Genomic DNA, 24,334 nt, shown 5'->3' with positions numbered 1-24,334 from the left:
AAGAAGAAACCGAGCAAGCCACGACCCCGACGGCGAGGTTAAAGATCAAGTTAGGGCAGCGTGCGCAGGTCCAGGGCGTTCCAGGTCTCGGGGGCCGCGGCGCCCGTCGACCAGAAGACCACCGGGCCGCGGGCGCCGACCACGCCGACGTCCGCGGCGAGCACCTTCATCGTGCCGTCGCGCAGGTCGTACGCGAGCACGCGCACCTTCTCGTCGGCCAGCTCGGTGAGCACCTCGTAGCGGTCCATCAGGCCGACGTCCACCGTCACCGCGTTCACCTCGCCGGGGATGCGCCGGCGGTCGGCGCCGTCCGCGCGCAGGACCTGGAACAGGTTGCCGCTCGCCGTCGGGGCCACCGACCGGCACCAGGCCGGCGTGCAGCCCAGGGTCTCGGCCGCGGTCGCGGCCACCGTCCGCCGCTGGCCGGTCGTCCGGTCGACGAGCTCCACCGGGCCGCTCTGCACGTCGGCGCTCTGCAGCCAGGGCCACGTCGTCCAGCGAAAGCGGCCGGGGAGCGAGTCGACGGTGACCTTCCCGCCGGCGAGTGACACGCTGCGCAGCTCGGTGCGGTCCGAGTCGTCCGGCGGCGCGGCGATCCAGTGCAGCCGGCCCTCCGCGACCACCAGGTCGAACTGCGAGTCGAAGAAGACCGCGGCGCCCGCGTCGGTGGTCAGCGAGACGGGTGCCCCGCCGTCCAGCGCCGCCTTCCACATGCGCGTCTCCCACGGCCCGGCGGTCGTGGCGGTCGACTCGGCCCAGTAGAGGACCCCGTCGGCCGCCGTGAACCCGAGGAACTGCGGGTAGCGCTCGACCGGCACCCGCCGCAGCTCCCGCTCCGCGCCGTCGCGCCGCAGCACGAGGCGCTCGGCCGTCGCGTCGGGCGTGCGGACGGTCCCGATCGCGGTGGCGGCGTCCGGGTAGAACTGCGGCGTGAACGCCGAGCCGTCGGCCAGGCGTGCCGTGATCGACGTCGGTCGCTGGGTCACGGCCTGCGGGGCGGGAGTCTGCGCCTGCTGGGGCTGCGGCGGCGGTACCGGAGGGTGCGCCGGACGAGCGACCAGCAGCCACCCGCCGAGCGCCAGCGCGACGGCGAGCGCGATCAGCGGTCGTGCTCTCACCCGCGACAACCTACCGGGTCGGTCACCGACCGTGAGACTTTCACACTGTCGAAGCGCTTGACCTGCGTGTCGCGACAGGTTCGTTGACCGGCCCGGTTGCGCGCTCCGAGCATGCGCCGTATGCGAAACAGATCGACGAGAGTCGGCGTCCTCGTCGTCGCCGCCGTGGCGGTCGCCGCGGTCGGCGTCGCCGTGCAGACCGCCGTCCGGCCGGCGGAGGCCGCGGCCGCCGACCCCTACGCGTTCAAGAACGTCCAGATCGAGGGGGGCGGCTTCGTCCCCGGGATCATCTTCAACCAGAGCCAGGCGAACCTCGTCTACGCTCGCACCGACATCGGCGGGGCGTACCGCCTCGACCCCGCCACCAACCGCTGGATCCCGCTGCTGGACTGGGTGGGCCAGGACAACTGGGGCTGGAACGGCGTGGCCAGCCTCGCCACCGACGCCGTCGACCCGAACAAGGTGTACGCCGCCGTGGGCATGTACACCAACAGCTGGGACCCCAACAACGGCGCCATCCTGCGCTCGTCGGACAAGGGCGCGACGTGGCAGTCGACGGCCCTGCCGTTCAAGGTGGGCGGCAACATGCCCGGCCGTGGGATGGGCGAGCGGCTCGCCATCGACCCCAACAAGAACTCCGTCCTGTACTTCGGGGCGCCGAGCGGCAACGGCCTCTGGCGCAGCACCGACTCCGGCGTCACCTGGGCGAAGGTCACGAACTTCCCCAACGTCGGCAACTACGCGCAGGACCCGAGCGACCCCAACCAGTACCTCAACGACAACCAGGGCGTCGTCTGGGTGACGTTCGACAAGCGCACCGGTACCGCCGGAAACGCCACCCAGACCATCTACGTCGGCGTCGCCGACAAGCAGAACACCGTCTACCGCACCACGAACGGCGGCTCGACGTGGGAGCGCGTCGCCGGCCAGCCGACCGGGTACATCGCGCACAAGGGTGTGCTCGACACCAGCGGCGGCTACCTGTACCTCACCACGTCCGACACCGGCGGCCCGTACGACGGCGGCAAGGGCGACGTGTGGAAGTACGCCACCGCCACCGGCACCTGGACGCAGATCAGCCCGATCCCGTCGTCGAGCAGCGACGACTACTTCGGCTACAGCGGCCTGACGATCGACCGCCAGCACCCGAACACGATCATGGTCGCCACCCAGATCTCGTGGTGGCCCGACGCGATCTTCTTCCGCAGCACCGACGGCGGAGCCACGTGGACCCGGATCTGGGACTGGACGAGCTACCCCAACCGCAGCTTCCGGTACAAGATGGACATCACCCGCTCGCCGTGGCTGACCTTCGGCACGAACCCCCAGCCGCCCGAGGTGACGCCGAAGCTGGGCTGGATGAACGAGGCGCTCGAGATCGACCCGTTCAACTCCAACCGGTTCATGTACGGCACCGGCGCCACGATCTACGGCAGCACCGACCTCACCACGTGGGACTCGGGCGGCCAGATCACGATCAAGCCGATGGCGCCCGGCCTGGAGGAGACCGCCGTCCTCGACCTCATCAGCCCGCCCAGCGGGGCGCCGCTGGTGTCGGCCCTCGGTGACATCGGCGGCTTCCGCCACACCAACCTCGACGCGGTACCGTCGATGATGTTCACGGCGCCGGCGTTCACGTCGACGACGAGCCTGGACTACGCCGAGCTCAACCCGAGCGTCATGGTGCGCGCCGGCAACTTCACCGACGCCGACCGCCCCAACGACAGCCACGCCGCGTTCTCCACCGACGGCGGCGCCAACTGGTTCCAGGGCTCGGAGCCGGGCGGCATCAACGAGGGCGGCACGATCTCGGCCGCGGCCGACGGCTCGCGGTTCGTGTGGGCGCCCAAGAACAGCGCCGTCGTGTACTCGGTCGGCTTCGGCAACAGCTGGACGCAGGCCTCCGGCATCCCGCAGAACGCGATCGTGGAGTCGGACCGGGTCAACTCGAGCATCTTCTACGGCTTCTCGGGCGGCACGTTCTACGTCTCGCGCAACGGCGGGGCCACGTTCACCGCCGCCGCGTCGGGCCTGCCGTCGACGGCGCTCTTCAAGGCCGTCCCCGGCGTCTCCGGCGAGATCTGGCTCTCCGGCAAGACCGGCGGCCTCTACCGGTCGACCGACTTCGGCACCACGTTCACGAAGGTCTCCACGGTGCAGGCCGCCGACGCGATCGGCTTCGGCAAGGGCGCCCCCGGCCGCCCGAACCCGGCGGTCTTCATGGTCGGCCAGGTCGACGGCAAGAAGGGCGTGTACCGCTCCGACGACAACGCCGCCAGCTGGGTCCGGATCAACGACGACCAGCACCAGTACGGCAACATCGGCGACACCGTCACCGGCGACCCGCGCATCTACGGCCGGGTGTACCTCGGCACGAACGGCCGCGGCATCATCTACGGTGACCGCACGGGCGCTCCGCCGTCGTCGTTCTCGGCGTCGCCGTCCCCGTCGGTGTCGCGCTCCTCGGCGTCCCCGTCCCCGTCGGTCTCGACGTCCCCGTCGCGCTCCACGTCCGCGTCGGCGTCCCCGTCCCAGTCCTCCGCCGGGGGCTGCACGGTGGCGTACTCGGTGGCGGGCCAGTGGGGCGGCGCCTTCCAGGGCGCGGTGAAGATCACGAACCGCGGCTCGTCCGCGATCAACGGTTGGACCCTGACCTGGACATTCCCGAACGGCCAGGTGATCCAGCAGATCTGGGGCGGCGTGGCCACGAGCCCCGGCCCGAACGTCTCGGTCTCGAACGCCGACTACACCAGAACGATCGCCGCCAACGGCGGCACGGTGGACTTCGGCTTCATCGCGAGCTGGAACAACACCACGAACGGCAAGCCGGGCACGTTCACCCTGAACGGCACGGCCTGCACGGTAGCGTAACCTCCCTTCCAGCCGGTCCCCGCGTCGCCAACCGCGGGGACCGGCCCCTTTCCGCCCTGCACGGTGCGGCCCACCGTGCAGCCGCGGGGCGGGGTCACTCGAAGCGGAGGCCCTCCGGGCGCATCAGGCGCCACAGGGCCGGCAGGCTGGCCACCGTCACCAGGAGGACGACCGCCGCCGAGATGGCCGTCACCGAGCCCACGCTCGTCCAGTCGGGGCGGATCGGGACCGCCACGATCCGCAGCAGGACCGCGCCCAGGCCCAGGCCCAGGGCCGTGGCCAGCACCAGGCCCAGCGCCACCGGGACCGCCGTCTGCCACAGGATCGACCAGCCCAGCGTGGTGCGGCGGGCGCCGAAGGCGACCAGCGCGGCCAGCGTGCGGCGGCGCTCGCGGAGCTGCTCCAGCGTGCCGACCAGCAGGCTCAGGCCGACCAGCAGCAGGGTGACCGTCGCGCCCGCGTAGAGGCCGCGGCGGATGCCGGCGAACGTCGTGTCGGTCGACTGCCGCATCAGGATGTCGACGTCCATCGTCGGGCTGATGGCCGCGGCCGCCGTGCGGAGGCGCTCGTCGGCGTCGGGGTCGGCCGGGTCGAGGCGGACGAACGACACGAACGTCGCCGTGGACGGGGCCGGCGGCGCCACCGACGGGGTGAGCAGCAGGCCCTCGTGGCGTTCGCCCCACGGGTCGGGGCGGGCGGTCACCGGGCGGGCCGACGCCGGCACCGTGAACGGCCGGTCGTTGATCTCCACCGTCCGGCCGGCGAGCGCGGGGGTGAGCAGGAACGCGTCGCCGTCGGCGCAGGTGGGCAGGGTCGCCAGCTCGCGCAGGACGGTGCAGTCGGCGACGAGGGCCTCGACGGTCTCGGCGTCGCCGTTCACGTCCGTGGCCGACGTCTTCGCGATGCCGCGCCGGTACGTGCTCACACCGACCACGCCGCGGGTGGCCCGCAGGCGGGCGTCGACGTCGGCGGGGCCGCTGACGTGGCCCAGCTCCGAGTCGCTGACCATGGTCACCGCCTGGGCGCGGGAGAGGTCCTGGTCGGTCGGCTTCGTGTACTCCGCCTGGGCCGCCGAGAACAGCATCTGCAGCGCGATCGTGCCGGCCGCGGCGACGGCGATCGCGTTGACAGCCCGCACCGAGCTGCCGCCGGTCAGCTGGAGCCGCCGGACCGCGAGCTGCCACGACAGCGCCCCCGCGCCGGCGAGCCGGGCGACCAGCCGGTCGAACATCCACGGCAGCAGGGTCGCGACGCCGAGCAGCAGGAGCACGACGCCGCCGACGGCCTGCCACGGGTTGAACTCCGCCCCCCTCGTGCCGAGCAATGGGTACAGCAGCCCGAGCCCGCCGACCGGCAGGAGGACCCGCCACCACAGGCGGGGCCTGGTGCGGGCGGCCGCCCGCCGGACCACGCCGAGCGGCTCGACGACGACCCGGCGCATGGCGAGCAGCGTCATCGCGAGCGCGGCCAGCGGCACGGCGACCACGATGAGCACGGTGAGGGCCGGCGCCGGCCGCACGTCGGTGGCGAACACGCTGAGCTGCGCCACCTCGAACCGCTCGACGAGCTGCCGCCCGATCAGGAAGAACACGCCGCCGAGCAGCACGCCGCCGGCGGCGCTGACGACCGCCTCACCGGCCGCGATGCGCCGGGCCATCCCGGTGTCGGCGCCGGCCAGCCGCACCGCGGCCAGCCGCCGGTCGCGCTGCTCGCCGCCGAACCGGGTCGCCGCGGCGACGAACATCGCCACCGGCATGAGCAGCACCACGAAGATGACGACGACGAGCAGCAGCAGGAACGGGTCGAGCCCCTCGTCCGGGGTCGTCGACCCGTACGACGTCAGGCGCACCACCCGGGACTGCTCCTCGCGCAGGTCGGTGCGCACCTGATACAGCGCGAGCTCGGCCGGCCCGGCGAGCCCCGCATCGCCGATCGTGCCGGCGATCGGCGCCGCGTGCCGCTCGCGCAGCAGGGCGCCGTCGGGCGACTCGAGCAGCCGCCGCAGGGCGGGGGAGACCAGCATCGAACCGGCCGGCGGGAGCGCCTGCACGCCTGGCGGCAGCACCGGGTCGGCGCCCTCGGCCATCACGTACCGCACGCGCACCGGCTTGCCGTTGAACGTGTCGTCGGCGGCCAGCGAGAGCACGGTGTGCTCGGTCCGCGCCGGTGTGTCGCCACCCCAGTTCACGTCGTCGCGTGCGTCCCCGCGCGCCTCGCGGGCGCCGAGCATCGTCGGCACCGACACCGACAGCAGCAGCACGGCGACGCCGAGCGCCACCCCGACCGCCGTCAGCGCGGTGCGCAGCAGGCCTTCCCGCCCGCCCCCGAGCGCCAGCCGGGCCCCGAGCCCGACGTCGGCGAGCCACCGGTTCATGCGGCGCGCGCCAGGTCGAGGGCCTTGCCGTCGCGGACGACGACCTCGCGGTCGGAGTAGGCGGCGACCCGCGGCTCGTGCGTCACCAGCACCACGGCGGCGCCGCTGTCGCGGGCCGCGGCCGTGAACAGCTTCATGACCCGCTCGCCGTTGAGCGAGTCGAGCGCCCCGGTCGGCTCGTCGGCGAACACCACCCGCGCCCCGGTGACCAGCGCCCGGGCCACCGCGACCCGCTGCCCCTCGCCACCGGACACCTCGCCCGGCCGCTTGCCGGCCACGTGGTCGATCTCCAGCCGGGCCAGCCACTCGGCCGCCCGCCGCTGCGCCTCCCGGCGCCGCACCCCGTCGAGCCGCAGCGGCAGCGCCACGTTCTCCACACAGGTCAGCTCGGGCACGAGCTGCCCGAACTGGAACACGAACCCGAACTCGCCGCGCCGCAGCGCGCTGCGGCGCGCGTCGGACATGGCCGACAGCTCCTGGTCGCGATACCGCACCACGCCCGAGTCGGGCCGCACGATCCCGGCCAGGCAGTGCAGCAGCGTCGACTTCCCCGAGCCGGACGGCCCCATCACCGCGACGATCTCGCCGGCGGCGACCGACATCGACGCACCGGCCAGCGCCGGCGTGCTGCCGAACGTCTTGGTCAGCTCCTCGGCCACGAGCAGCGCACTCGGCTGGCCTCCGCTTCGCTCCGGCCACCCGAGTTTCACGCTGAGCTCATGATGAGCGGCCCCTCCGCTGCGCTCCGGACCGCTCACGACCGCACCCGCTTCGCCAGCTCGTCGAGGCGCGCGGCGGTCAGCTCCAGCCAGCGCAGGTCGGCCTCGAGGTGGAACAGGGCGTGGTCGCAGATGAGCTGGTCGGTCAGGTCGCCGTCGGCCTTGCGCCGGGTCAGCTCGCGCATCAGCCGCAGGTGCTCGGCGCGCTGGGTGTCGAGCAGCTCGGCCGCCGGCCGCTCGGTGAGCAGCGCGAGCACGACCTTCGTGTAGAGCACGCTCTGCAGATACGGCTCGGGCTTCTCCGGCTGCCCGAGCCACCGCTCGATGTCGGCCACGCCGGCCGGGGTGATGGCATACCGCTTGCGGTCGGGACCCTCGCCGGGCTCGACCCCGTCGACTGTCACGAAGCCGTGCTTCAGCAGGCGGGAGAGCGTGGCATACACCTGGCCGTAGGCGAGCGGCCGGTCGGCGCCGAACCGCTCGTCATAGGCCCGCTTCAGGTCGTAACCGTGTCGTGGCTGGGACTCGAGCAGCCCCAGAAACGCTTGACCGATGGACATGCGCAGCACTCTACACGACATGTATACATGCCGTGTATACACCTCATGTAGAGAGCGTCTTGCGGTACGACTCCTCCAATGCGGACCAACCGTGGTTGAGCGCGTCCGCGCCGCGCACCGGCGGATGCGGGGTGCCGTCGAGCAGCAGTTCCATGACCCGCACGCACTGGTGCCAGCCGGCGGCCACCTTCGAGACGAAGTCCCGGTCGGCGAGTGTGTGCCAGAGCGTGAGGCGCGTTCCCTCGCCCGTCGCCGCGAGCTCCCAGCGGAGAAGATCCTCTCCCCAGGTGTACTGCAGGAGCCTCGGCGCCTCGACGGACGTGACCACGGCGTCCAGCGGGACCGCCACCTCACCGTCGATCATCGTCAGCGTCGCCGGCCCGGGTGTCCCGAGATCGCGATCGGCGGTGAACGGGGCCCACTGCGCGAGCAGGTCCGGCTCGGTCAGGGTGCGCCAGACCCGGGCGGGCGGGTGGCGCAGGTCGCGCACGAAGCGCAGTGTCCACCGGCCGTCGTCGGTGGACCGGTAGGCCACCTCGGCGGGTGGTCCAGGGTCGAAGTTCATATGCCCAGCGAAGCATATACGCGCGACCTGCGCAAACTCCCCTCCTCCATCCGTACGAGGAAATGTGCCATCGGGCGCTCTCGGGAGTGACCCAGGTCACATTCAAGGCGATACGCCCGATTTGCCCGTCAGGGGTCCCGGTAGGTTCGCCCGAACGCAACGGCTATCACCCGATTTATCCCCTGGGTGTGACCCGATGCGACCTCCCTCGCAACCGATCCCAACTAGGAGAGCTGGTGCGCCTGCCTGCCCTTTCGCGTCGAGCCCGGATGGCCGCAATCGCGGCGATCATCGCGGTTCCCGCGGTTGCCCTGCCCATCGTGTTCGCCGGCAACGACGGCGGACTCCCCGGTACCGGTGCCAACGACGGCAGCGCCTACGCATTCCCGGCCACCCCGGACTCGATCCCGGACACGCCGGTCCGGGTCAACCAGGTCGGCTACCTGCCGGACGGCCCGAAGCGGGCGACGGTCATCTCGGACTCCAGCCAGCCGCTGGCCTGGCAGCTCAAGGACAAGGCGGGCAAGGTCGTCGCCTCCGGCGAGTCACAGCCGAAGGGCATGGACGCCAGCTCCGGCCAGAACACGCACGTCGTGGACTTCAGCGACTACCGCGGCGCAGGCTCCACCTACACGCTGGAGGTGGACGGCAAGGCCAGCCTGCCGTTCGACCTCGACCCCAAGGCGTACAAGCAGCTCAGCGTCGACTCGCTGTCCTTCTTCTACCCACAGCGCTCCGGCATCGCGATCGACGACAAGATCGCGCCCGGCTACGGCCGCAAGGCGGGCCACACCGCCGACACCCCCAACGGCGGCGACACCAAGGTCCCGTGCGCGCCGGGCAGCTGCAACTACACCCTCGACGTCACGGGCGGCTGGTACGACGCCGGTGACCACGGCAAGTACGTCGTCAACGGCGGCATCTCGGTCGCGCAGCTGCTGAGCACCTACGAGCGCGCGCCGAAGGCGTCGAAGGCCCGCGAGCTCCGCCTGCCCGAGCAGGGCGGCAAGACCCCCGACGTGCTCGACGAGGCGCGCTGGGAGCTCGACTTCCTCATGAAGATGCAGGTGCCGGACGGCGAGAAGCTCGCCGGCATGGCCCACCACAAGATCCACGACGTGGCCTGGACCGGCCTGCCGATGGACCCGGCCGCCGACCCGCAGCAGCGCCAGCTCAAGCCGCCGTCGACCGCGGCGACGCTGAACCTGGCCGCGGCCGCCGCCCAGGGTGCCCGCGTCTTCGCCGAGTACGACAAGGCCTACTCGGCCAAGCTGCTCGCGTCGGCGAAGAAGGCGTACACGGCCGCCAAGGCCAACCCCGGCCTGATGGCCTCGGACGCCGACGGGGTCGGCGGCGGCGCCTACGGCGACTGGAACGTCTCCGACGAGTTCTACTGGGCCGCCGCCGAGCTGTACCTCACCACCGGTGACAAGCAGTACTCGACGGACGTGACGAGCTCGCCGGTCCACAAGGCCGACGTGTTCGACCGCGCCTTCGACTGGCAGAACACCGCCGCGCTGGGCCGCCTTGACCTGGCGACCGTCGACAGCAAGCTCGCCGACCGCGACAAGGTCCGCCAGTCCGTGGTTGCCGGTGCGGACCGCTACCTGAAGGTGATCGCGGACCAGGCGTACGGCCAGCCGTACGCGCCGAGCAACGGGTACGACTGGGCCTCGAACGCGCAGATCCTGAACAACCTGGCCGTCGTGGCCACCGCCTTCGACCTGACCGGCAAGCAGCAGTACCGTGACGGCGTCCTGTCCGGCATGGACTACCTGTTCGGCCGCAACGCGCTGAACCAGTCGTACGTGACCGGCTACGGCGAGAAGGCGTCGAAGAACCAGCACAGCCGCTGGTACGCGCACCAGCTCGACCCGAAGCTGCCGAACCCGCCGCGCGGCACCCTGGCCGGCGGTCCCAACTCGCAGCTGCAGGACGAGGTCGCCTCGGCGGCGCTGAAGGGCTGCAAGCCGCAGCTGTGCTACATGGACGACATCAAGTCGTGGTCGACGAACGAGCTCACCATCAACTGGAACTCGGCGCTGGCCTACGTCTCGTCCTTCGTGGCGGACAACTCGTAGTCACTCGGCATCATCGGCATCATCGGAATGGGGCGGCCATTGGTCGCCCCATTCCGCGTCTCTGGCCGCCTTGTACCGCGCGCCCTCCCGCTTCGGCACCAGCACCGGCCCGACCGTGGTGTCCGGCTGGCACACCTGCAGCGTGACCAGCCCCTTACGGAACGCGGGGTGGCGCACGACCCGCCCCGTCACGTCGTTGCCGGCCCGGGTGACGGCGACGAACGAGAACTTCTCGTCCTCGTGTCCCAGCCGCGCGTCCTTGAGCCGCCGGTGCAGCGCCGACCGGTTGATCCGGGCCGAGAAGTGGCACCAGTCCCGGCCCACCATGCCGCAGGCGCCCTGGTGCGGGCAGGGCGCCGCGACGGTCCATCCGGCGGCCATGAGCTCGTCCCTGGCCTTGAGGATCCGGCGGTACCCCTCGGGCGTCCCGGGTTCGACGATGACCAGTGCCTGGCGCGCGGCGGCGCCGGCCGCGGCCACCAGCGCGCGCTGGTCGTCCTCGGTCAGCTCCGTCATGAGGTACGACACCGTGATGAGGTCGGCCTCGGTCAGCGGCTCGCCGAGGTGCCACTCCTGCCACTGCGCGGCCAGCCGGCCCTTCGCGATCCGCTCGCCGAGCCGCAGCGCCTCCGGCACCTGGTCGAGCACTGTTGCGTCGAGCGGCCCGAAGGCGTCGACGGCCGCCCACGTCGCCGCGCCCGTCCCGCCGCCGACGTCGAGCAGGCTCCGGGGCTCGATCGGGGGCAGCATCGCGAGGGCCTTCGCGACGGCGGCGTGCGTGGCCGGCATCCGGTAGGCGGCGTACGCGGTCGCGTCGACCATGTTGCGCAGCAGTGGCTCGCCGGCCGGCAGCCCGCTGCGGTACTCCGTGATCAGGCGCTGCACCGAGTCGGCCAGGCGGGCCGGGGGCACGTCCTCCAGGACGGCGTCGAGGGCTTCCCGCAGGTCAGACACGACGGCGCCACCACCAGCGCTGGACGAGCAGGGTCAGCACCCCGGCGACGACGATCGCCGCGAGGTTGAGGAACAGCTGGACCGTCGAGCCCCAGGCCTCGTGCCACACGCCGTAGGCGAGTGCGGCCGCGACGTTCGCCGCCGCCGGCACGGTCGTCACCGAGATGAGCACGCCGATCAGCGGCCCGGCCTTCGAGCTGGTCAGCGACAGCATGCCGGCGATGCCGGCGAAGAAGCCGACGATCCAGGAGAACGCGTCGGGCTGCCAGATGAAGTCGGTGAGCGGCCGGTCGCGCAGCAGCATGTCCTTGTCGACCAGGCCGATCAGGTCGAGCAGCCAGGTGTTGACCGTCGTCGCCGCGATCGCGATCGGGAATCCGACACCGAGGGCGGTCAGCGCTCGTCTCGCCAGCTTTGTGCGCGCCCGGACGATGCCGACGCACAGGGCGGCGAGCGGGCCGAACTCCGGGCCGACGACCATCGCGCCGACGATGAGGATCGGCTGGTCGAGCAGCACGCCGATGCCGGCGATGATGGTCGCGATGCCGAGCATCAGCAGGTACGTGCCGGAGAGGTCGGTCTCGTCGCCGGTCTTCTGCTCGATCTCGTCCCATACCACGGCGTCGGCGGCGAGCCCGGGCGCGGCGTCGGACGCCTGCCGCGCGACCCTTCCGAGCGCGACGTCGACGTTCTCGATCGCGATCGAACCGCGCTCGTGGAGGCCCATCTTCCGGAGTCTGGCCAGCACCGGACTGCCGGCCTCGCGCACGACGTCGCACATGACGACGTCGCCCTCCGGTTGCCGGGCCGCCCCGGGGAGCACGACGAGGTTCGTCGCGCCGGCCTCCACGGTGAGCAGCTCGACGACCCGCTCGGTGTCGGCGGGCGGGCTGATGACCCTCAGATGCAGCACGGATGAGATTTTGTCGTACCGGCTCGCTAGGCTGACGCCGCCCCTTCGATCCCCCTCTAGGAAGGTTTGTCGACCGATGCCCCAGACCACGTATCTCGAACTGTCCGAGGACGCCGGAAGCGCGCACAAGTTCTACGAGGTCACCGTAGACGGCAACGAGATCACGATTCGGTACGGGCGGATCGGCGACGCCGGCCAGAGCAAGACGACGTCGTATGCCGACGAGGTCAAGGCGCAGGCCGACGCCCAGAAGAAGATCGGTGAGAAGGTCCGCAAGGGCTACGCGCCGGCCGTCGAGGGGCAGCGGGCGCCCCGGTCGGTGACCCGGCGGGTCATCCAGAGCCAGCGGTCGACGTCGAAGACCGCGCCGGTGCTGTGGAAGTACCGCTCGGGCGCCCCCGCGTTCGGCATCTTCATCAACGACGACGTGTGCATGGTCGGCAACGAGAAGGGCACGATCACCGTGCTCAAGCACGACGCGACGGTCGACCGGCAGTTCCAGCTGCCCGACGGCGTCAAGTGCATTGTCGCCGACGACCAGTGGATCTATGCCGGCTGCGACGACGGCAACGTCTACGACCTGACCGGCAAGGTCCCGCGGCTGGCCTACGCGATCGCCCCCGACATCGACATCTACTGGCTCGACATCTACGACGGCGTCCTCGGCGTCTCCGACGACAAGGGCGGCGTCTGCGCCATCGACCACGAGGACGAGTTCCTCTGGCGCAAGAAGAGCAAGGGCTCCAGCGGCTGGATGGTCCGCTGCGACGCCGTCGGCGTCCACCACGGCACCAGCGGCGGCGTGACCAGCTACGACCTGGGCACCGGCGCGGAGCGCTGGCACCAGTCGACCACCGGCGCCGTCCTCTTCGGCTGGCAGGAGCGCGACATGCTCTACGCCGGCATGTCGTCCAACTCGGTGCTGTCCTTCGGCAAGGACGGCAAGACCGGCGTCACCTACCGCTGCGACGCCACCATCTTCTCCAACGCGACGTCCCCCGACGGCCGCTACGTCTTCGCCGGCGACTACCGCTCGTCGGTCTACTGCTTCGACGCCGCCGGCAACCGCCTGTGGAAGCTCGGCACGGGCTGCGGCAGCGCCTACTCGATGCAGTATCACGACGAGAAGCTCTACATCGTCACCACCGACGGCTCGCTGGCCTGCATCGACGCCAGCGAGGAGGCGGTGCGCGCGGCCGAGCAGGGCGTCGTCCCGGAGTACGTCGACGTGAAGGCCCCGCGCGCCATGGAGTCCGTCGCCCCGTCCGCCACCGTCGAGGAGATCTCCGACCCGGCCGACGGCGTCGTCCTGGAGTGCGTCGACCAGGGCGGCCGCCTCCGCATCCGCGTCGTCACGTCCGGCTACCACCAGGACTGGCAGGTGCAGTTCCCGAAGAACATCCGCGAGTCCGGCGCCCGCTACGTAGTCCCCGGCATCCGCGAGTCCGCCCGCGGCGGCTTCTACCGCACACACGGCGAGATCCGCCGCCTGGTCTGACCCCACCGCGCGTGGTGCCGAGCGCCCGGCTCGCTCGGCACCGCTCGCCCGCGTTCCGAGCGGCCCGACCCGCTCGGCTGACCGCCCGCACGCGCGTGGAGCGGCCCGGGCCCGCTCGGCACGCCCGTACCCGCACCCTCGCCTCGGTCGGGCGGCTCAGCCCCACCTGGCTCGGGGCCGCCCGCTGTCCGCCCGCCCGGCCGCCCGCACGCGTTGCTGTTGCCGGGGCGCCCGCCGCTTGCCGGAGTTCCGCGCGTCGGGAGATCGACCGGCCCCCACGCCGTGGCGGTTCAAGCCGTTCGCTGCTTCGATCCGCCCGCCGCCCGCCGCCCGCCGCCCGCCGCCCGCCGCCCGTCGCCCGCCGCCTTCGCGCCACCGGGCCGCCCCGCCGCACCGCCAGGCCGTTGGCTCGTCTCGCCTTGGCCCCCACGTCGTATCGCAGCCCGCCGCGACTCCCTGCCTCCGCGCCGCCTCGCGCCGCCCGCCTCGCCTCGCGCCCCACCCCTCCGCGTCGTGGCTCCCGCGCCGCGTCGCCGCCCTCCGCCCTTCGCGTCCCCGGGCCGTGCCGCCGTGCCCGGCCCGCGTCGGTGCCCCGCCCTGCCGCCCGTAGTCGTCGGTGGTCGGCCGCTTCTCTGCGGTCGTTGCTCGGGCGCCGTGCTTTCTTCCGTGTTGGTCGAATTGGACTCGCCCTCATGATCCATGGCGTGTTCTGGTTGTCATGGCAGCCAGATATCGCCATCGATCATGGAACTGTGCGTTTTACGTGGGGTTCCCAATGGTGCGCGGCGTAGCGTTTCGGCGCATGACGAGGCGGCGGGTTGCGTTGGTTACCGGTGGGAGTCGTGGTGTTGGGCGGGGGATTGCCCTTGCGCTCGGGCGCGGGGGATGGGAGGTGTGGGTCACCGGGCGGTCCTCCGAGGCCGGTGGGAGCAGTGGGCATCTTCCGGGGACCGTCGACGACGTGGCTCGGGCCGTGGACCTTGCCGGGGGCGTCGGGCACGGGGTCGTCTGTGATCATCGGGACGACGCGCAGGTCGAGGTCGTCGTGGGGCGGATCGGACGCGAAGGGCGTGGGCTGGATCTGCTCGTCAACAACGTCTGGGGCGGGTACGAGCGGCTCAACGCCGGGGGCTGGGAGGAGTGGAATCTTCCCTTCTGGGAGCAGCCCCCCGAGCTCTGGGACGCCATGTTCGCGGCGGGCGTGCGGGCCCACTAAGTCACCACCGCCAAGTGTGTGCCGCTGCTGCGCGGCACCGGGGGCGGGCTCGTCGTCACCGTGTCCATGGAGGTCGGGGAGCGGCATGATCTGCGGCAGCCGGTGGCGTACAGCGTCGCCAAGGCCGCCGACGACCGGCTCTCGCTCGCCGTTGCCGCGGCGCTCGAGGGCGACGGCATCGCCTCCGTCTCGCTGTATCCGGGGCTGGTGCGGACCGAAGGGGTCATGCAGTTCGCCGAGTATCTCGACATGGACGGGTCGCAGTCGCCCGAAGGGGTCGGGCGGGTCGTCGTCGCGCTCGCCGGTGACGCGGACGTGCTGGCCATGAGCGGGCGGGCCTGGGGTGTTGCGGATCTTGGTGCCCGATACGGTGTCGATGTCTGGTGAAGGGCACAATGGTCGGGTGCGACTGCTGCTGCCGCGCCCTTCCGAGCTCGTCGACCTTGCCTTCTCCACTGCCGGGAGGGCGGTCGGTGTTGCCGCCGGCGTGATGGCGCTGCCGGGGCGGGTGGTGCGGATCGTCGACGGCGTGGAGGTGCTGGTCGCGCGGGCCACCGCCTCCCTCGACGCCGCGCAGCAGGCCGTGGACGACGCCCGGGCCGCGACCGAGCGGGCGACCGCGATCGTGGACCGGGCGGTCGATCTCACCCAGCGCGTCGACGCGATCGTGACGCACTCGGCGCAGACCTCGGCCGAGGCCGCGGCGCTCGTGACGCAGGCGCGGCAGACCGCCGCCGAGGCCGGTGCCGTGGTCACCCAGGCCGGGCAGACCGCGGCGACGGCGGCGCAGCTCATCGTCGCCTATGAGCCGGGGCTCAAACGGTTCGTCGAGGAGCTGTCGCCGGAGGAGGTCGACGCGGCGATCCGCATGATCGACGAGCTGCCGAAGCTCGCGCATCACCTCAACACCGACGTGCTGCCGATCCTCGCCTCGCTCGACCGGGCCGGGCCCGACATCCACGAGCTGCTCGAGGTCACCCGCGACCTGCGCCAGGCGATCATCGGCATCCCCGGCTTCGCCGTGCTCCGCCGCCGCGGCGCCGCCGAGGAGGCCGAGCGCGAGATCGACGCCGCCGCCAAGAAGGCCAAGAAGCGCATGTAGGGGCGGCCGACGGCGAGGCGACCAGACGCGTTTCACCGGGTCGCGCACGGGTAGGCGGCTGGCCGCAACATCACCGCGTGCGAGGGGAACACCCAGTGACCACGACGAAGCTGGTGCCGGGGACGATCCCGACGCGGCCCGGGCCGGTCCGCCGCCTGGTGCCGGGCTCGGCCGCGGCCAGGCAGCTGCGCACGACCGACGCGAAGCAGATCGGCATCCTGTACCTGTTCACCTCGTTCGTCTTCTTCATCGCCGGCGGGGTGATGGCCCTGCTCATGCGGGCCGAGCTGGCCCGGCCCGGCCTGCAGTTCCTGTCGCCGGAGCAGTACAACCAGCTGTTCACCATCCACGGCACGATCATGCTGCTGCTGTTCGCGACGCCGATCGTGTTCGCGTTCGCCAACTACATCGTGCCGCTGCAGATCGGCGCGCCCGACGTCGCGTTCCCGCGGCTCAACGCGCTGGCCTACTGGCTGTACCTGCTCGGCGGCGGCCTCGTCGTGGCCGGCTTCGCCACCCCGAACGGCGCGGCCGACTTCGGCTGGTTCGCCTACGCGCCGCTCAACGACGACACGAACTCGCCCGGCATCGGCGCCGACCTGTGGATCGTCGGCCTGGTCCTCTCCGGCCTCGGCACGATCCTCGGCGCCGTCAACATCATCACCACGATCCTCACGCTGCGCGCGCCCGGCATGACGATGTTCCGGCTGCCCATCTTCACCTGGAACATCCTCATCACCGGCCTGATGGTCATCATGGTGTTCCCGCTGCTGGCGGCGGCGCTGCTGGTACTGCTGGCCGACCGCAAGCTCGACGCCAAGGTCTTCGTCGCCGAGTCCGGCGGCGCGCTGCTCTGGCAGCACCTGTTCTGGTTCTTCGGCCATCCCGAGGTGTACATCGTGGCGCTGCCGTTCTTCGGCATCATCACCGAGGTCATCCCGGTCTTCAGCCGCAAGCCCGTCTACGGCTACAAGGGCATGGTCGGCGCCACGATCGCGATCGGCGCGCTGTCGATGAGCGTGTGGGCGCACCACATGTTCGGCACCGGCCAGGTGCTGCTGCCGTTCTTCAGCTTCCTCAGCTTCCTGATCGCGATCCCGACCGGCATGAAGTTCTTCAACTGGACCGGCTCAATGTGGCGCGGCCAACTGACCTTCGAGACCCCCATGCTCTTCGCGATCGGGTTCCTGGTGACGTTCCTCCTCGGCGGTCTTTCCGGTGTACTGCTGGCAAGCCCGCCGATCGACTTCCACGTCACCGACAGCTACTTCGTCGTGGCGCACTTCCACTACGTGCTGTTCGGCACGATCGTGTTCGCCGTGTACTCCGGGGTGTACTTCTGGTTCCCGAAGATGTTCGGCCGGATGCTCGACGAGCGCCTGGGCAAGGTCCACTTCTGGCTCACCTTCGTCGGCTTCCACACCACGTTCCTGGTGCAGCACTGGCTGGGCACGCAGGGCATGCCCCGCCGGTACGCCGACTACCTGCCCACCGACGGCTTCACCACGCTGAACACGATCTCCACGATCGGCTCGTTCATCCTCGGCGCCTCGACGCTCCCGTTCCTGTACAACATGTGGAAGTCGTACAAGACCGGCCGGGTCGTGGCGGTGAACGACCCGTGGGGCCACGGCAACTCCCTGGAGTGGGCCACGAGCTGCCCGCCGCCACTGCGCAACTTCGACGTGATGCCCCGCATCCACTCCGAGCGCCCGGCGTTCGACGCCAAGTTCCCCGAGCTGGCGGCGGCCGCGCCCCGCAAAGAGGGCGCCGAGCGGCGCCTGGACGAGGCGTCCGACCGGGACGCGATCGAGGACTGAGCTCAGGCCACCGGCACCCAGTGGCGCAGCGCCGCACCGAGTTGGGCCAGCGCGGCGTGGGCGGCGTCGAACAGGGCCAGCTTGCGCGGGAAGTTGTGGACCATGCCCTGGTAGCAGGCGCTGACCACCGGCACCCCGGCCGCCGACAGGGCCGCGGCGTAGCGCTCGGCCTCGGGCCGCAGGATGTCCAGCTCGGCGGTGACGATCACGGTCGGCGGCATCCCGGCGAGGTCGGCCAGGTGCGGGGACAGGTCGGCGGCTGAGCGGTCCACGCCGGGCGGGACGTAGGCGTCCCAGAAGAACGCCATCTCCTCGCGGTGCAGGCCGTAGTCGTCCAGGTCGGGGTAGTCCTGGGCCGGTTCGACGACCGGGCAGATCAGCAGCTGCGCGGCCGGCGGGCGGCCGGCGTCGCGGGCCCGGCGGGCCGCCACCGTCGCCAGGTGACCGCCGGCCGAGTCGCCGGCGACGGCGATCCGCGCGGGGTCCAGGCCGAGCGCCGGGCCGGACGAACGGAGCCAGGCCAGGGCCGTGTCCAGGTCGTCCGGCGCAGCCGGGAACGGGTGCTCGGGGGCGCGGCGGTAGTCCACCGCCAGGACCGACCAGCCGGTCTCGGCCGCGAGCGCCCGGCAGAGACCGTCGTGCGTGTCGAGGTCGCCGAGCACCCAGCCGCCGCCGTGGGCGTACACGACGACGGCGGTGCCGTGCCGGAAGAGGCGGGCCGGCACACCGTTCGCGTCCACGTCCACCACGGTGCCGGGCGCATGGACGAGCCCCACCTCGTCGGGGACCGCCGCCACCATGCTGTGCCGGACGGCGGTCAGATTGGCGACAGTCAGTGGCTCGCGGCGCTGCACGCCGAGCGCGGCGCGCGCCTGCGGGTGCAGGCGGGACAGGTCCATACGGGTCAGTATCCCGTAGCGTGATCGGCATGACCCAACCACTGCCGCCGCTGCCGGAGGACTGGGACCGCTGTCTCGCCGTGGCCGCGCACCCCGACGACATCGAATACGGCACGGCCGCGGCCGTCGCGAAGTGGACCGCGCAGGGCAAGACCGTGACGTACCTGCTGGCGACCCGCGGCGAGGCCGGCATCGACAGCCTGCACCCCGACAAGGCCGGGCCGCTGCGCGAGCAGGAGGAGCGCGCCGGCGCCCGCGAGGTCGGCGTCGGCGTCGTGGAGTTCCTCGACCACCGCGACGGCGTCGTGGAGTACGGCAACGACCTGCGCCGCGACATCGTGCGCGCGATCCGCAGGCACCGGCCCGAGATCATCGTCAGCGGCTCGTTCGACGTCCGGTTCGGCGGCGGGATGACCAACCAGGCCGACCACCGCGCGGTCGGGCTCGCCACGCTCGACGCCGCCCGCGACGCCGGCAACCGCTGGATCTTCCCCGAACTGGCCGACGAGGGCCTGGAGCCGTGGGGCGGCGTCCGGCTGGTCGCCCTCGCCGGCGCGAACGTGCCCACGCACGGCGTCGACGTGACCGGCGAGCCGCTCCAGGCCGGGATCCGGTCGCTGGAGGCCCACGCCGAGTACACCAAGGGCCTCGGCGTCGGCGGCCCCGAGCCGGCCCCGTTCCTCACCTGGATGGCCAGGCAGGCCGGACCGGCACTGGGCGTCGAGGCGGCCGTGCTGTTCGACGTGCACCTGCTCGCCTTCACCGGCCCGCCGCCGTGGGTGACGGACGGTGCTGCCTGAGCCCGGCGAGGTCCTGCACTTCTCCGAGGACCCGACGATCACGCGCTTCGCACCGCATGTCGCCGCGACGGCGGAGCAGCCGGAGGCGTACGTCTGGGCGGTCGACGCCGCCCGCGCGCCCGACTACTGGTTCCCGCGCCAGTGCCCCCGTGGCCTGGCGTGGGCCGGTCCGGCGACGACCGCCGCGGACCGCGACCGGATCGTCGGCGCGGGCTGCGGCGACCGCGTGCACGTGATCGAGTACGGCTGGCTGGAGGCGATGCGCGCGGTGCGGCTCTACGCGTACCGCTTCCCGGCCGCCGCCTTCGCCCCGTTCCCCGGGCCGAACCCGCACGCCCACATCGCCACCGAGCCGGTGACGCCGCTCGGCCCGCCCGAACCCGTCGGCGACCTGTTCGCCTGCCACGCCGCGGCCGGCATCCAGCTGCGCGTCCTGCCCAACCTGTGGCCGTGGTGGGACGTGGTGGTGGCGAGCACGATCGAGTTCAGCGGCATCCGCCTCCGCAACGCCCTTCCCCGCCAGTAGCGTGTTTCGACTCGAGCCACTACGGGAACCATCGATTCGACGGACATTCCGGTAGTGCTCGAGGAGGAACAGTGACTGTCACCGGAATCATCACGGCGCTGATCGTCGGAATCATCGTCGGCGCGCTGGGCCGGCTGGTGGTTCCCGGCCGGCAGAGCATGTCGATCCTGCTGACCATGGTCGTGGGCATCATCGCGGCGCTGCTGGGCACCGTCCTGGCCAACGCCATCGGCATCTCGACGAACACCCCGGGCGTCGACTGGGGTGAGCTGCTGGTCCAGGTCATCCTCGCGGCTGTCGGCGTGGCCCTGGTCGCCGGGGTCTCCGGCCGTGGACGACGGGCACTCTAGCTGATTTTGGTCGGGGCCTGTCGGCTCTGAACCCGATCTGACCGCATCGATACACGACCCCCGGTCCGCAGCCGCGGCCGGGGGTCGTCGCGTGCCGGCGGTAGGCCTTCCAGGTACGGTACGACGCTATGTCGGTCACTGCGTCCTTCGGCGTCCTCAACACCAAGTTGCTCCCCGACTTCGTGCGCGAGCCCGCCCGCGTGCTCGCCGAGCACGGCCGGGAGCTGGCCTCGGGTTTCGGCTGGTCGGGCTTCGTCGTCCTGGTCGTGCTCGACGTGCTGGAGGACCAGGGCGTCTCGCTGTCGGGCAACGGCCACGAGGAGCCGATCGGCGGGACCGAGGACGACACGTTCTACACGGTCGTCACGACCGAGCACCGGCGGCTCCTGCCGCGGCTCGACCCGAGCGCCTTCCCCGGCCACCTCTTCCACGCCGCGTTCGTCGAGGCCGGTCTGCGCACCGACGAGGGCGACTCCGCGGCGGCGGCCCGGGACACGGTGGCCATCCTCCGCGACGGCATCGCCGCGCTGGCCGACGACGAGGCGCTGATCATCGTCGTGGGCTGAAGTAGGGCTGAGCCAGGGCTGAACTAGGCTCCAAGCATGTACTCGACGACGATGTCGCGGCACGTCAACGCCCCGCGCGAGGCGGTCTACCGGGCGCTGCTCGACCCGGGCGCGATCGCGCGGTGGCGGGTGCCCACGAACATGACCAGCGAGGTCCACGAGTTCGAGGCGCGCGAGGGCGGCCGCTTCCGCGTGTCGCTCACGTACACCGCCGGTGACGAGGCCGGGAAGTCGGGGGCGCACACCGACACCTACCACGGGCACTTCGCCCGCCTGGTGCCCGGCGAGCAGGTCGTCGAGGTGTTCGAGTTCGAGGCCGCCGACCCGGCGATGGGCGGCTCGATGACGCTGACCACCACGTTGCGCGACTCCGGCAGCGGCACCGAGGTCACGATGCACCACGAGAACCTGCCCGACGCCGTCCCGCGCGCCGACAACGAGCTCGGCACCCGCATGGCCCTCGACAACCTCGCGGCGCTGGTCGAGGCCGGCTGACTCAGAGGTCCAGCAGCGCGTTGAGGACCTTGCCGAGCAGCAGCTCGGAGGGCACCTCGACGCCGCGGTCCGGCCCGGCCACGACCAGGCCGGCCGCCCGCAGGTCGGCGAGCAGCACCCGGGCCGTGCCGAGCGGCACCCCGAGGTGCGCCGCGACCTCGGCCACCGAGACGGGCCGCACGCAGTGCCGCAGGATCTCGCGCTGCTCCGGCGAGACCTCCGCGTGGTCGTCCGACGACGTCGCCGTGGTCACCAGCGCGGCCATGTCGAGCCCGTCGGCCTGCGCGGTCACCCGTCCGCGGGTCAGCGCGTAGAGCCGGACCAGGGGCCCGGCCTCCTCGTCCAGCCAGGTCTCGTCCGCCAGGTCGGCAACCGGCTCGTCGGTCACGGCGCTCACCCGGCGGCGAACGCGTGCCGCCCGGCCGATGCGTCAGGCTCCGGGCCGTCGTCGGCCCGCGCGTGCCGCCCGGGCTTCGGCGCGGACTCTCCGGCGGGGAGGTTGGCGCGGCGCGCGGCGTGGACCGCGGCGAGGGCCTTGGCGGCCCGTTCGGCGGCCGCCGTCACCGGGCCGTTGACCGAGGCCGGGTCGGGGGCGCCGCTGAACGCGACCGCGAGCACGGCGCTGTCGCCGGCCGGCTCGATCGCGAGCAGGACGTGCTCCATCTCGACGATGACGCGCAGCGTCCTGCCGTCGTGGATCTTCGCGCCCGCCACGACGGCGAGGGCGTGCAGGCCCGCGGCCGCGGCCGCGACGAGCTCGCCGGTGTCGCGGGACACCTCCCGCGACGCGGCCAGCGGCAGCCCGTCGGTCGACAGCAACACCGCCACCTCGGTGCCCGGTACCTCGTTCACGAGGTCGTCGAGCAGCCGGTGCAGGTCCGCCATGGCCGGCGCCGATGCCGGTCGCGTCATCATCGTCCTCCTACGCTTTCGCGTCGTCGTCCCCACCGGAGTCCGCGGTGCCGATTCCCGCGGGCTCCACGACCCCGTCCACCGCGAAATCCACAGTGGACGGCAGGCCGAGCGGCCCGGCGGAGGAGGCCGCGCCGCGACTGGCGACGCGCTCCCGGAACCGGGCCGTGCGGTCGGCCGGACGCCGGCCCGCCCCGTCCTGCTCTCCATCCTGCCGCCGCCGGGCAAGCCCGGCCGACCCCGACGGCACCGCCCGCGGCGTCCGCACGGGCAGCACCGGGCCGTCCGCCGCCGCGGCCCGCCCCGGGCCGTCGGCGGCGCCGGCCGTCTCGGGAAGGGCGGGCCCGTAATACGAGCCCGGCCCTTCCAGCACGCCCAGCAACCGCGGCGGCCCCGGCGGTGCCGGAGCGCGCAGGTCCTCGGAGCGAGCAGTGTCCGGGCCCGACGAGGAGCCGGTGCCCGGCCCCGCCGAAGGGCCTGCCTCCGCCTGGACACCCGGCCCCCGCGGGGCGTCCGTGGACGGAGCTGATGCATCGTCGGTGGTCAGGATCAAGGTCAGGGGGATGCGGACCTGAACGACCGTCCCGCCCCGCGAAGATTCTTCCAGGTCGATCCGGGCCCCCTGCGCCCGGGCCAGCCGTCCCGCCAGCCGCAGCCCGGCGCGGTCCGGATCGAACGGGCGGAAGGGTCGCGCGACCGCGTCGCGGGCGGCGGCCAGGCCGGCCGGCGCCATCCCGCTGCCCTGGTCGCGGACGATCAGCCGGTACCACTGGGAATCCCGCTCCCCGGTGACCCACACGGTGCCGTCCCCGGCGCACGCTTTGGTCGCGTTCTCGATCAGCTCGGTCAGCAGGTGCAGCACGTCGGTCACGGCCGGGCCGGCCAGCCGGGGCGCGGGCGGCACGGTCACCAGGACGGCGGCCTGGCGCTCGACCGACGCGGCGGCCGACCGGGCCACGTCGACCAGCGGCACCGGGCGCGTCCACCGCCGGCCCGGGCGCTCGCCGGCGAGCAGGATCGCCCGCTCGGCGTTGCGGCGCATCTGCGCGCCGAGGTGGTCGGCGCCGAACAGGGCGCCGAGGTGGCCGACGTCGTCCACGCGGCGTTCGAGTCCGTCGAGCACGGCCAGTTGCCGGTGCAGCAGCGCCTGGTTGCGGCGGTGCAGGCGGAGCAGCATTTCGGCGGTACCGTCACGACTTCTGCGCTGGGCGAGGAGCCAGCGGCGGAGCGTCACGGTGCGGCCTCGAACGTCGGCATGCCGCCAACCTACCGGGGCCGGATCAAGCCATCCAGCCCCGTTTATGCCGGTTCTCAGCCCGATTGCGGGCAGGTGGCCTGGAGTGACCGACGGCTCACGGACGAGGACCGGCCGCCACCCCGGGACGTCGCCGACCCGCTCCCGACGGTGACGCCTTCCGAGCCGATCGGGCGCTGAAATCGGACACCGCCGATGCCCGGCGGCGGCCTAGGGTGGCCCATGGCATCGAGGAGCGTCGTCGCCATCCTGGGCGCCGTCGAGGTCGTCGGGCCGAACGGGCGGGCCGAGCTGACCGGCGGCCGGCACCGGGCGCTCGTCGGCGCGCTCGCGTTGCAGCCCGGCGCCGTCGTGCCGACCTGGCGGCTCGTCGAGGCGCTGTGGGGCGAGGAGCCGCCGCGCACCGCGCTGCGGTCGCTGCACAGCCACGTCGCCCGGCTGCGGCAGGCGCTCAGCCGGTGCGGGCTCGACGGCGTCGTGCAGACCCGCGAGCCCGGGTACGCCCTGTGTGTCGACCCGGCCGACGTCGACGCGGCCCGGTTCGAGCGGGCCGTCGAGACCGTCCACAGTGGAGCCGACGACCCGGCGGCGCTGCTCCGCGAGGCCCTCGACCTGTGGCGCGGGCCGGCGCTCGCCGACGCCGACCCGGCCGGGTGGGTCGCCGCCGAGGCCGAGCGCCTCGAGCGCGGTCTTCGAGGTCATCAACATCATCGTGACTCTTATCTCGCCCAGGCTCACCC

Annotated in this window: 23 protein-coding genes and 1 pseudogene; 13 read left to right on the top strand and 11 right to left on the bottom strand. The window is 72.4% G+C overall.

Going from position 1 to position 24,334, the window contains the following annotated elements; all coding sequences use genetic code 11:
* Positions 1 to 50: 50 nt before the first annotated feature.
* On the bottom strand, positions 51 to 1,118 hold the full coding sequence (locus ABZS66_RS47340; RefSeq protein ID WP_354769620.1) for a hypothetical protein: 1,068 nt from the start codon (positions 1,116 to 1,118) through the stop codon (positions 51 to 53).
* A gap of 120 nt (positions 1,119 to 1,238) precedes the next feature.
* Between ABZS66_RS47340 and ABZS66_RS47335 the strand changes: the two genes are divergently transcribed.
* On the top strand, positions 1,239 to 3,989 hold the full coding sequence (locus ABZS66_RS47335) for a cellulose binding domain-containing protein (RefSeq protein WP_354769619.1): 2,751 nt from the start codon (positions 1,239 to 1,241) through the stop codon (positions 3,987 to 3,989).
* A gap of 94 nt (positions 3,990 to 4,083) precedes the next feature.
* Here the strand turns inward: ABZS66_RS47335 and ABZS66_RS47330 are convergent, their stop codons facing one another.
* The 4 genes from ABZS66_RS47330 to ABZS66_RS47315 are packed head-to-tail and all read right to left on the bottom strand — an operon-like array spanning position 4,084 to position 8,207.
* Complete coding sequence (locus tag ABZS66_RS47330; protein ID WP_354769618.1) at positions 4,084 to 6,363, bottom strand: FtsX-like permease family protein; 2,280 nt, start codon at positions 6,361 to 6,363, stop codon at positions 4,084 to 4,086.
* A complete protein-coding gene (locus tag ABZS66_RS47325; RefSeq protein WP_354769617.1) occupies positions 6,360 to 7,073 on the bottom strand; it encodes an ABC transporter ATP-binding protein in 714 nt (237 codons plus the stop codon). Before ABZS66_RS47325 ends, ABZS66_RS47330 begins: the two co-directional genes overlap by 4 nt.
* Before the next feature lie 44 nt (positions 7,074 to 7,117).
* On the bottom strand, positions 7,118 to 7,642 hold the full coding sequence (locus ABZS66_RS47320; RefSeq protein WP_354769616.1) for a PadR family transcriptional regulator: 525 nt from the start codon (positions 7,640 to 7,642) through the stop codon (positions 7,118 to 7,120).
* A 43-nt stretch (positions 7,643 to 7,685) separates the two neighbouring features.
* A complete protein-coding gene (locus ABZS66_RS47315) occupies positions 7,686 to 8,207 on the bottom strand; it encodes an SRPBCC family protein (RefSeq protein WP_354769615.1) in 522 nt (173 codons plus the stop codon).
* A gap of 269 nt (positions 8,208 to 8,476) precedes the next feature.
* On the opposite strand from ABZS66_RS47315, the gene ABZS66_RS47310 reads away from it, so the two are divergent.
* On the top strand, positions 8,477 to 10,288 hold the full coding sequence (locus ABZS66_RS47310; protein WP_354769614.1) for a glycoside hydrolase family 9 protein: 1,812 nt from the start codon (positions 8,477 to 8,479) through the stop codon (positions 10,286 to 10,288).
* Here ABZS66_RS47310 and ABZS66_RS47305 read toward each other — a convergent pair whose 3' ends face one another.
* Both ABZS66_RS47305 and ABZS66_RS47300 read right to left on the bottom strand, forming a co-directional pair.
* Complete coding sequence (locus ABZS66_RS47305; RefSeq protein WP_354769613.1) at positions 10,289 to 11,242, bottom strand: small ribosomal subunit Rsm22 family protein; 954 nt, start codon at positions 11,240 to 11,242, stop codon at positions 10,289 to 10,291. It lies immediately after the preceding gene.
* Positions 11,235 to 12,155, bottom strand: coding sequence for a DUF389 domain-containing protein (locus ABZS66_RS47300; protein ID WP_354769612.1), 921 nt, complete (start codon positions 12,153 to 12,155; stop codon positions 11,235 to 11,237). Before ABZS66_RS47300 ends, ABZS66_RS47305 begins: the two co-directional genes overlap by 8 nt.
* Before the next feature lie 76 nt (positions 12,156 to 12,231).
* Here ABZS66_RS47300 and ABZS66_RS47295 point away from each other — a divergent pair, with 76 nt between their 5' ends.
* The 4 genes and pseudogenes from ABZS66_RS47295 to ctaD all read left to right on the top strand — a co-directional run bounded on the left by ABZS66_RS47295 (position 12,232) and on the right by ctaD (position 17,791).
* Positions 12,232 to 13,653 (top strand): WGR domain-containing protein, encoded by a 1,422-nt coding sequence (locus ABZS66_RS47295; protein WP_354769611.1) that lies wholly within the window; start codon positions 12,232 to 12,234, stop codon positions 13,651 to 13,653.
* Positions 13,654 to 14,371: 718 nt separating this feature from the next.
* Positions 14,372 to 15,256 (top strand): annotated as a pseudogene (locus tag ABZS66_RS47290) (SDR family NAD(P)-dependent oxidoreductase).
* A gap of 16 nt (positions 15,257 to 15,272) precedes the next feature.
* Positions 15,273 to 15,971, top strand: coding sequence for a hypothetical protein (locus ABZS66_RS47285; RefSeq protein WP_354769610.1), 699 nt, complete (start codon positions 15,273 to 15,275; stop codon positions 15,969 to 15,971).
* Between the two features lie 95 nt (positions 15,972 to 16,066).
* Complete coding sequence (gene ctaD, locus ABZS66_RS47280; protein WP_354769609.1) at positions 16,067 to 17,791, top strand: cytochrome c oxidase subunit I; 1,725 nt, start codon at positions 16,067 to 16,069, stop codon at positions 17,789 to 17,791.
* Between the two features lie 2 nt (positions 17,792 to 17,793).
* Here the strand turns inward: ctaD and ABZS66_RS47275 are convergent, their stop codons facing one another.
* Positions 17,794 to 18,690 (bottom strand): alpha/beta hydrolase, encoded by an 897-nt coding sequence (locus ABZS66_RS47275; RefSeq protein WP_354769608.1) that lies wholly within the window; start codon positions 18,688 to 18,690, stop codon positions 17,794 to 17,796.
* Between the two features lie 29 nt (positions 18,691 to 18,719).
* On the opposite strand from ABZS66_RS47275, the gene ABZS66_RS47270 reads away from it, so the two are divergent.
* The 5 genes from ABZS66_RS47270 (at position 18,720) to ABZS66_RS47250 (ending at position 21,427) form a co-directional block, all read left to right on the top strand.
* The gene (locus ABZS66_RS47270; protein ID WP_354769607.1) at positions 18,720 to 19,490 is read left to right on the top strand and encodes a PIG-L deacetylase family protein; all 771 of its coding nucleotides are present in this window, start codon (positions 18,720 to 18,722) and stop codon (positions 19,488 to 19,490) included.
* Positions 19,480 to 20,016: a DUF6886 family protein gene (locus ABZS66_RS47265; protein WP_354769606.1), complete on the top strand. Its 537-nt coding sequence runs from the start codon at positions 19,480 to 19,482 to the stop codon at positions 20,014 to 20,016. The genes ABZS66_RS47270 and ABZS66_RS47265 overlap by 11 nt, the downstream gene beginning before the upstream one ends.
* 71 nt (positions 20,017 to 20,087) lie before the next feature.
* A complete protein-coding gene (locus tag ABZS66_RS47260; RefSeq protein ID WP_354769605.1) occupies positions 20,088 to 20,366 on the top strand; it encodes a GlsB/YeaQ/YmgE family stress response membrane protein in 279 nt (92 codons plus the stop codon).
* Positions 20,367 to 20,494: 128 nt separating this feature from the next.
* Complete coding sequence (locus ABZS66_RS47255) at positions 20,495 to 20,932, top strand: hypothetical protein (RefSeq protein ID WP_354769604.1); 438 nt, start codon at positions 20,495 to 20,497, stop codon at positions 20,930 to 20,932.
* A gap of 36 nt (positions 20,933 to 20,968) precedes the next feature.
* A complete protein-coding gene (locus ABZS66_RS47250) occupies positions 20,969 to 21,427 on the top strand; it encodes an SRPBCC family protein (RefSeq protein ID WP_354769603.1) in 459 nt (152 codons plus the stop codon).
* 1 nt (position 21,428) lies between these two features.
* Here the strand turns inward: ABZS66_RS47250 and ABZS66_RS47245 are convergent, their stop codons facing one another.
* From ABZS66_RS47245 to ABZS66_RS47235, 3 genes are read right to left on the bottom strand one after another with little or no spacing between them, the layout of a single operon-like run.
* Entirely contained in the window at positions 21,429 to 21,815 is a 387-nt protein-coding gene (locus ABZS66_RS47245) for a DUF742 domain-containing protein (protein WP_354769602.1), read from the bottom strand.
* Positions 21,816 to 21,820: 5 nt separating this feature from the next.
* Positions 21,821 to 22,339: a roadblock/LC7 domain-containing protein gene (locus ABZS66_RS47240; protein ID WP_354769601.1), complete on the bottom strand. Its 519-nt coding sequence runs from the start codon at positions 22,337 to 22,339 to the stop codon at positions 21,821 to 21,823.
* Positions 22,340 to 22,349: 10 nt separating this feature from the next.
* A complete protein-coding gene (locus tag ABZS66_RS47235) occupies positions 22,350 to 23,438 on the bottom strand; it encodes an ATP-binding protein (RefSeq protein ID WP_354769600.1) in 1,089 nt (362 codons plus the stop codon).
* Here ABZS66_RS47235 and ABZS66_RS47230 point away from each other — a divergent pair.
* Positions 23,421 to 23,774: a hypothetical protein gene (locus ABZS66_RS47230; RefSeq protein ID WP_354769599.1), complete on the top strand. Its 354-nt coding sequence runs from the start codon at positions 23,421 to 23,423 to the stop codon at positions 23,772 to 23,774. The two genes, ABZS66_RS47235 and ABZS66_RS47230, sit on opposite strands and share 18 nt — an antisense overlap.
* A gap of 42 nt (positions 23,775 to 23,816) precedes the next feature.
* Positions 23,817 to 24,334 (top strand): winged helix-turn-helix domain-containing protein (locus tag ABZS66_RS47225; RefSeq protein ID WP_354769598.1); only part of this gene is annotated, 518 nt, incomplete at its 3' end.

It is taken from the genome of Dactylosporangium sp. NPDC005572 (genome assembly GCF_040605515.1).
Taxonomy (GTDB): Bacteria; Actinomycetota; Actinomycetes; order Mycobacteriales; family Micromonosporaceae; genus Dactylosporangium.
Note: the sequence above shows the minus strand (reverse complement) of the source record. Positions and strands in the feature narration are given on the sequence as shown.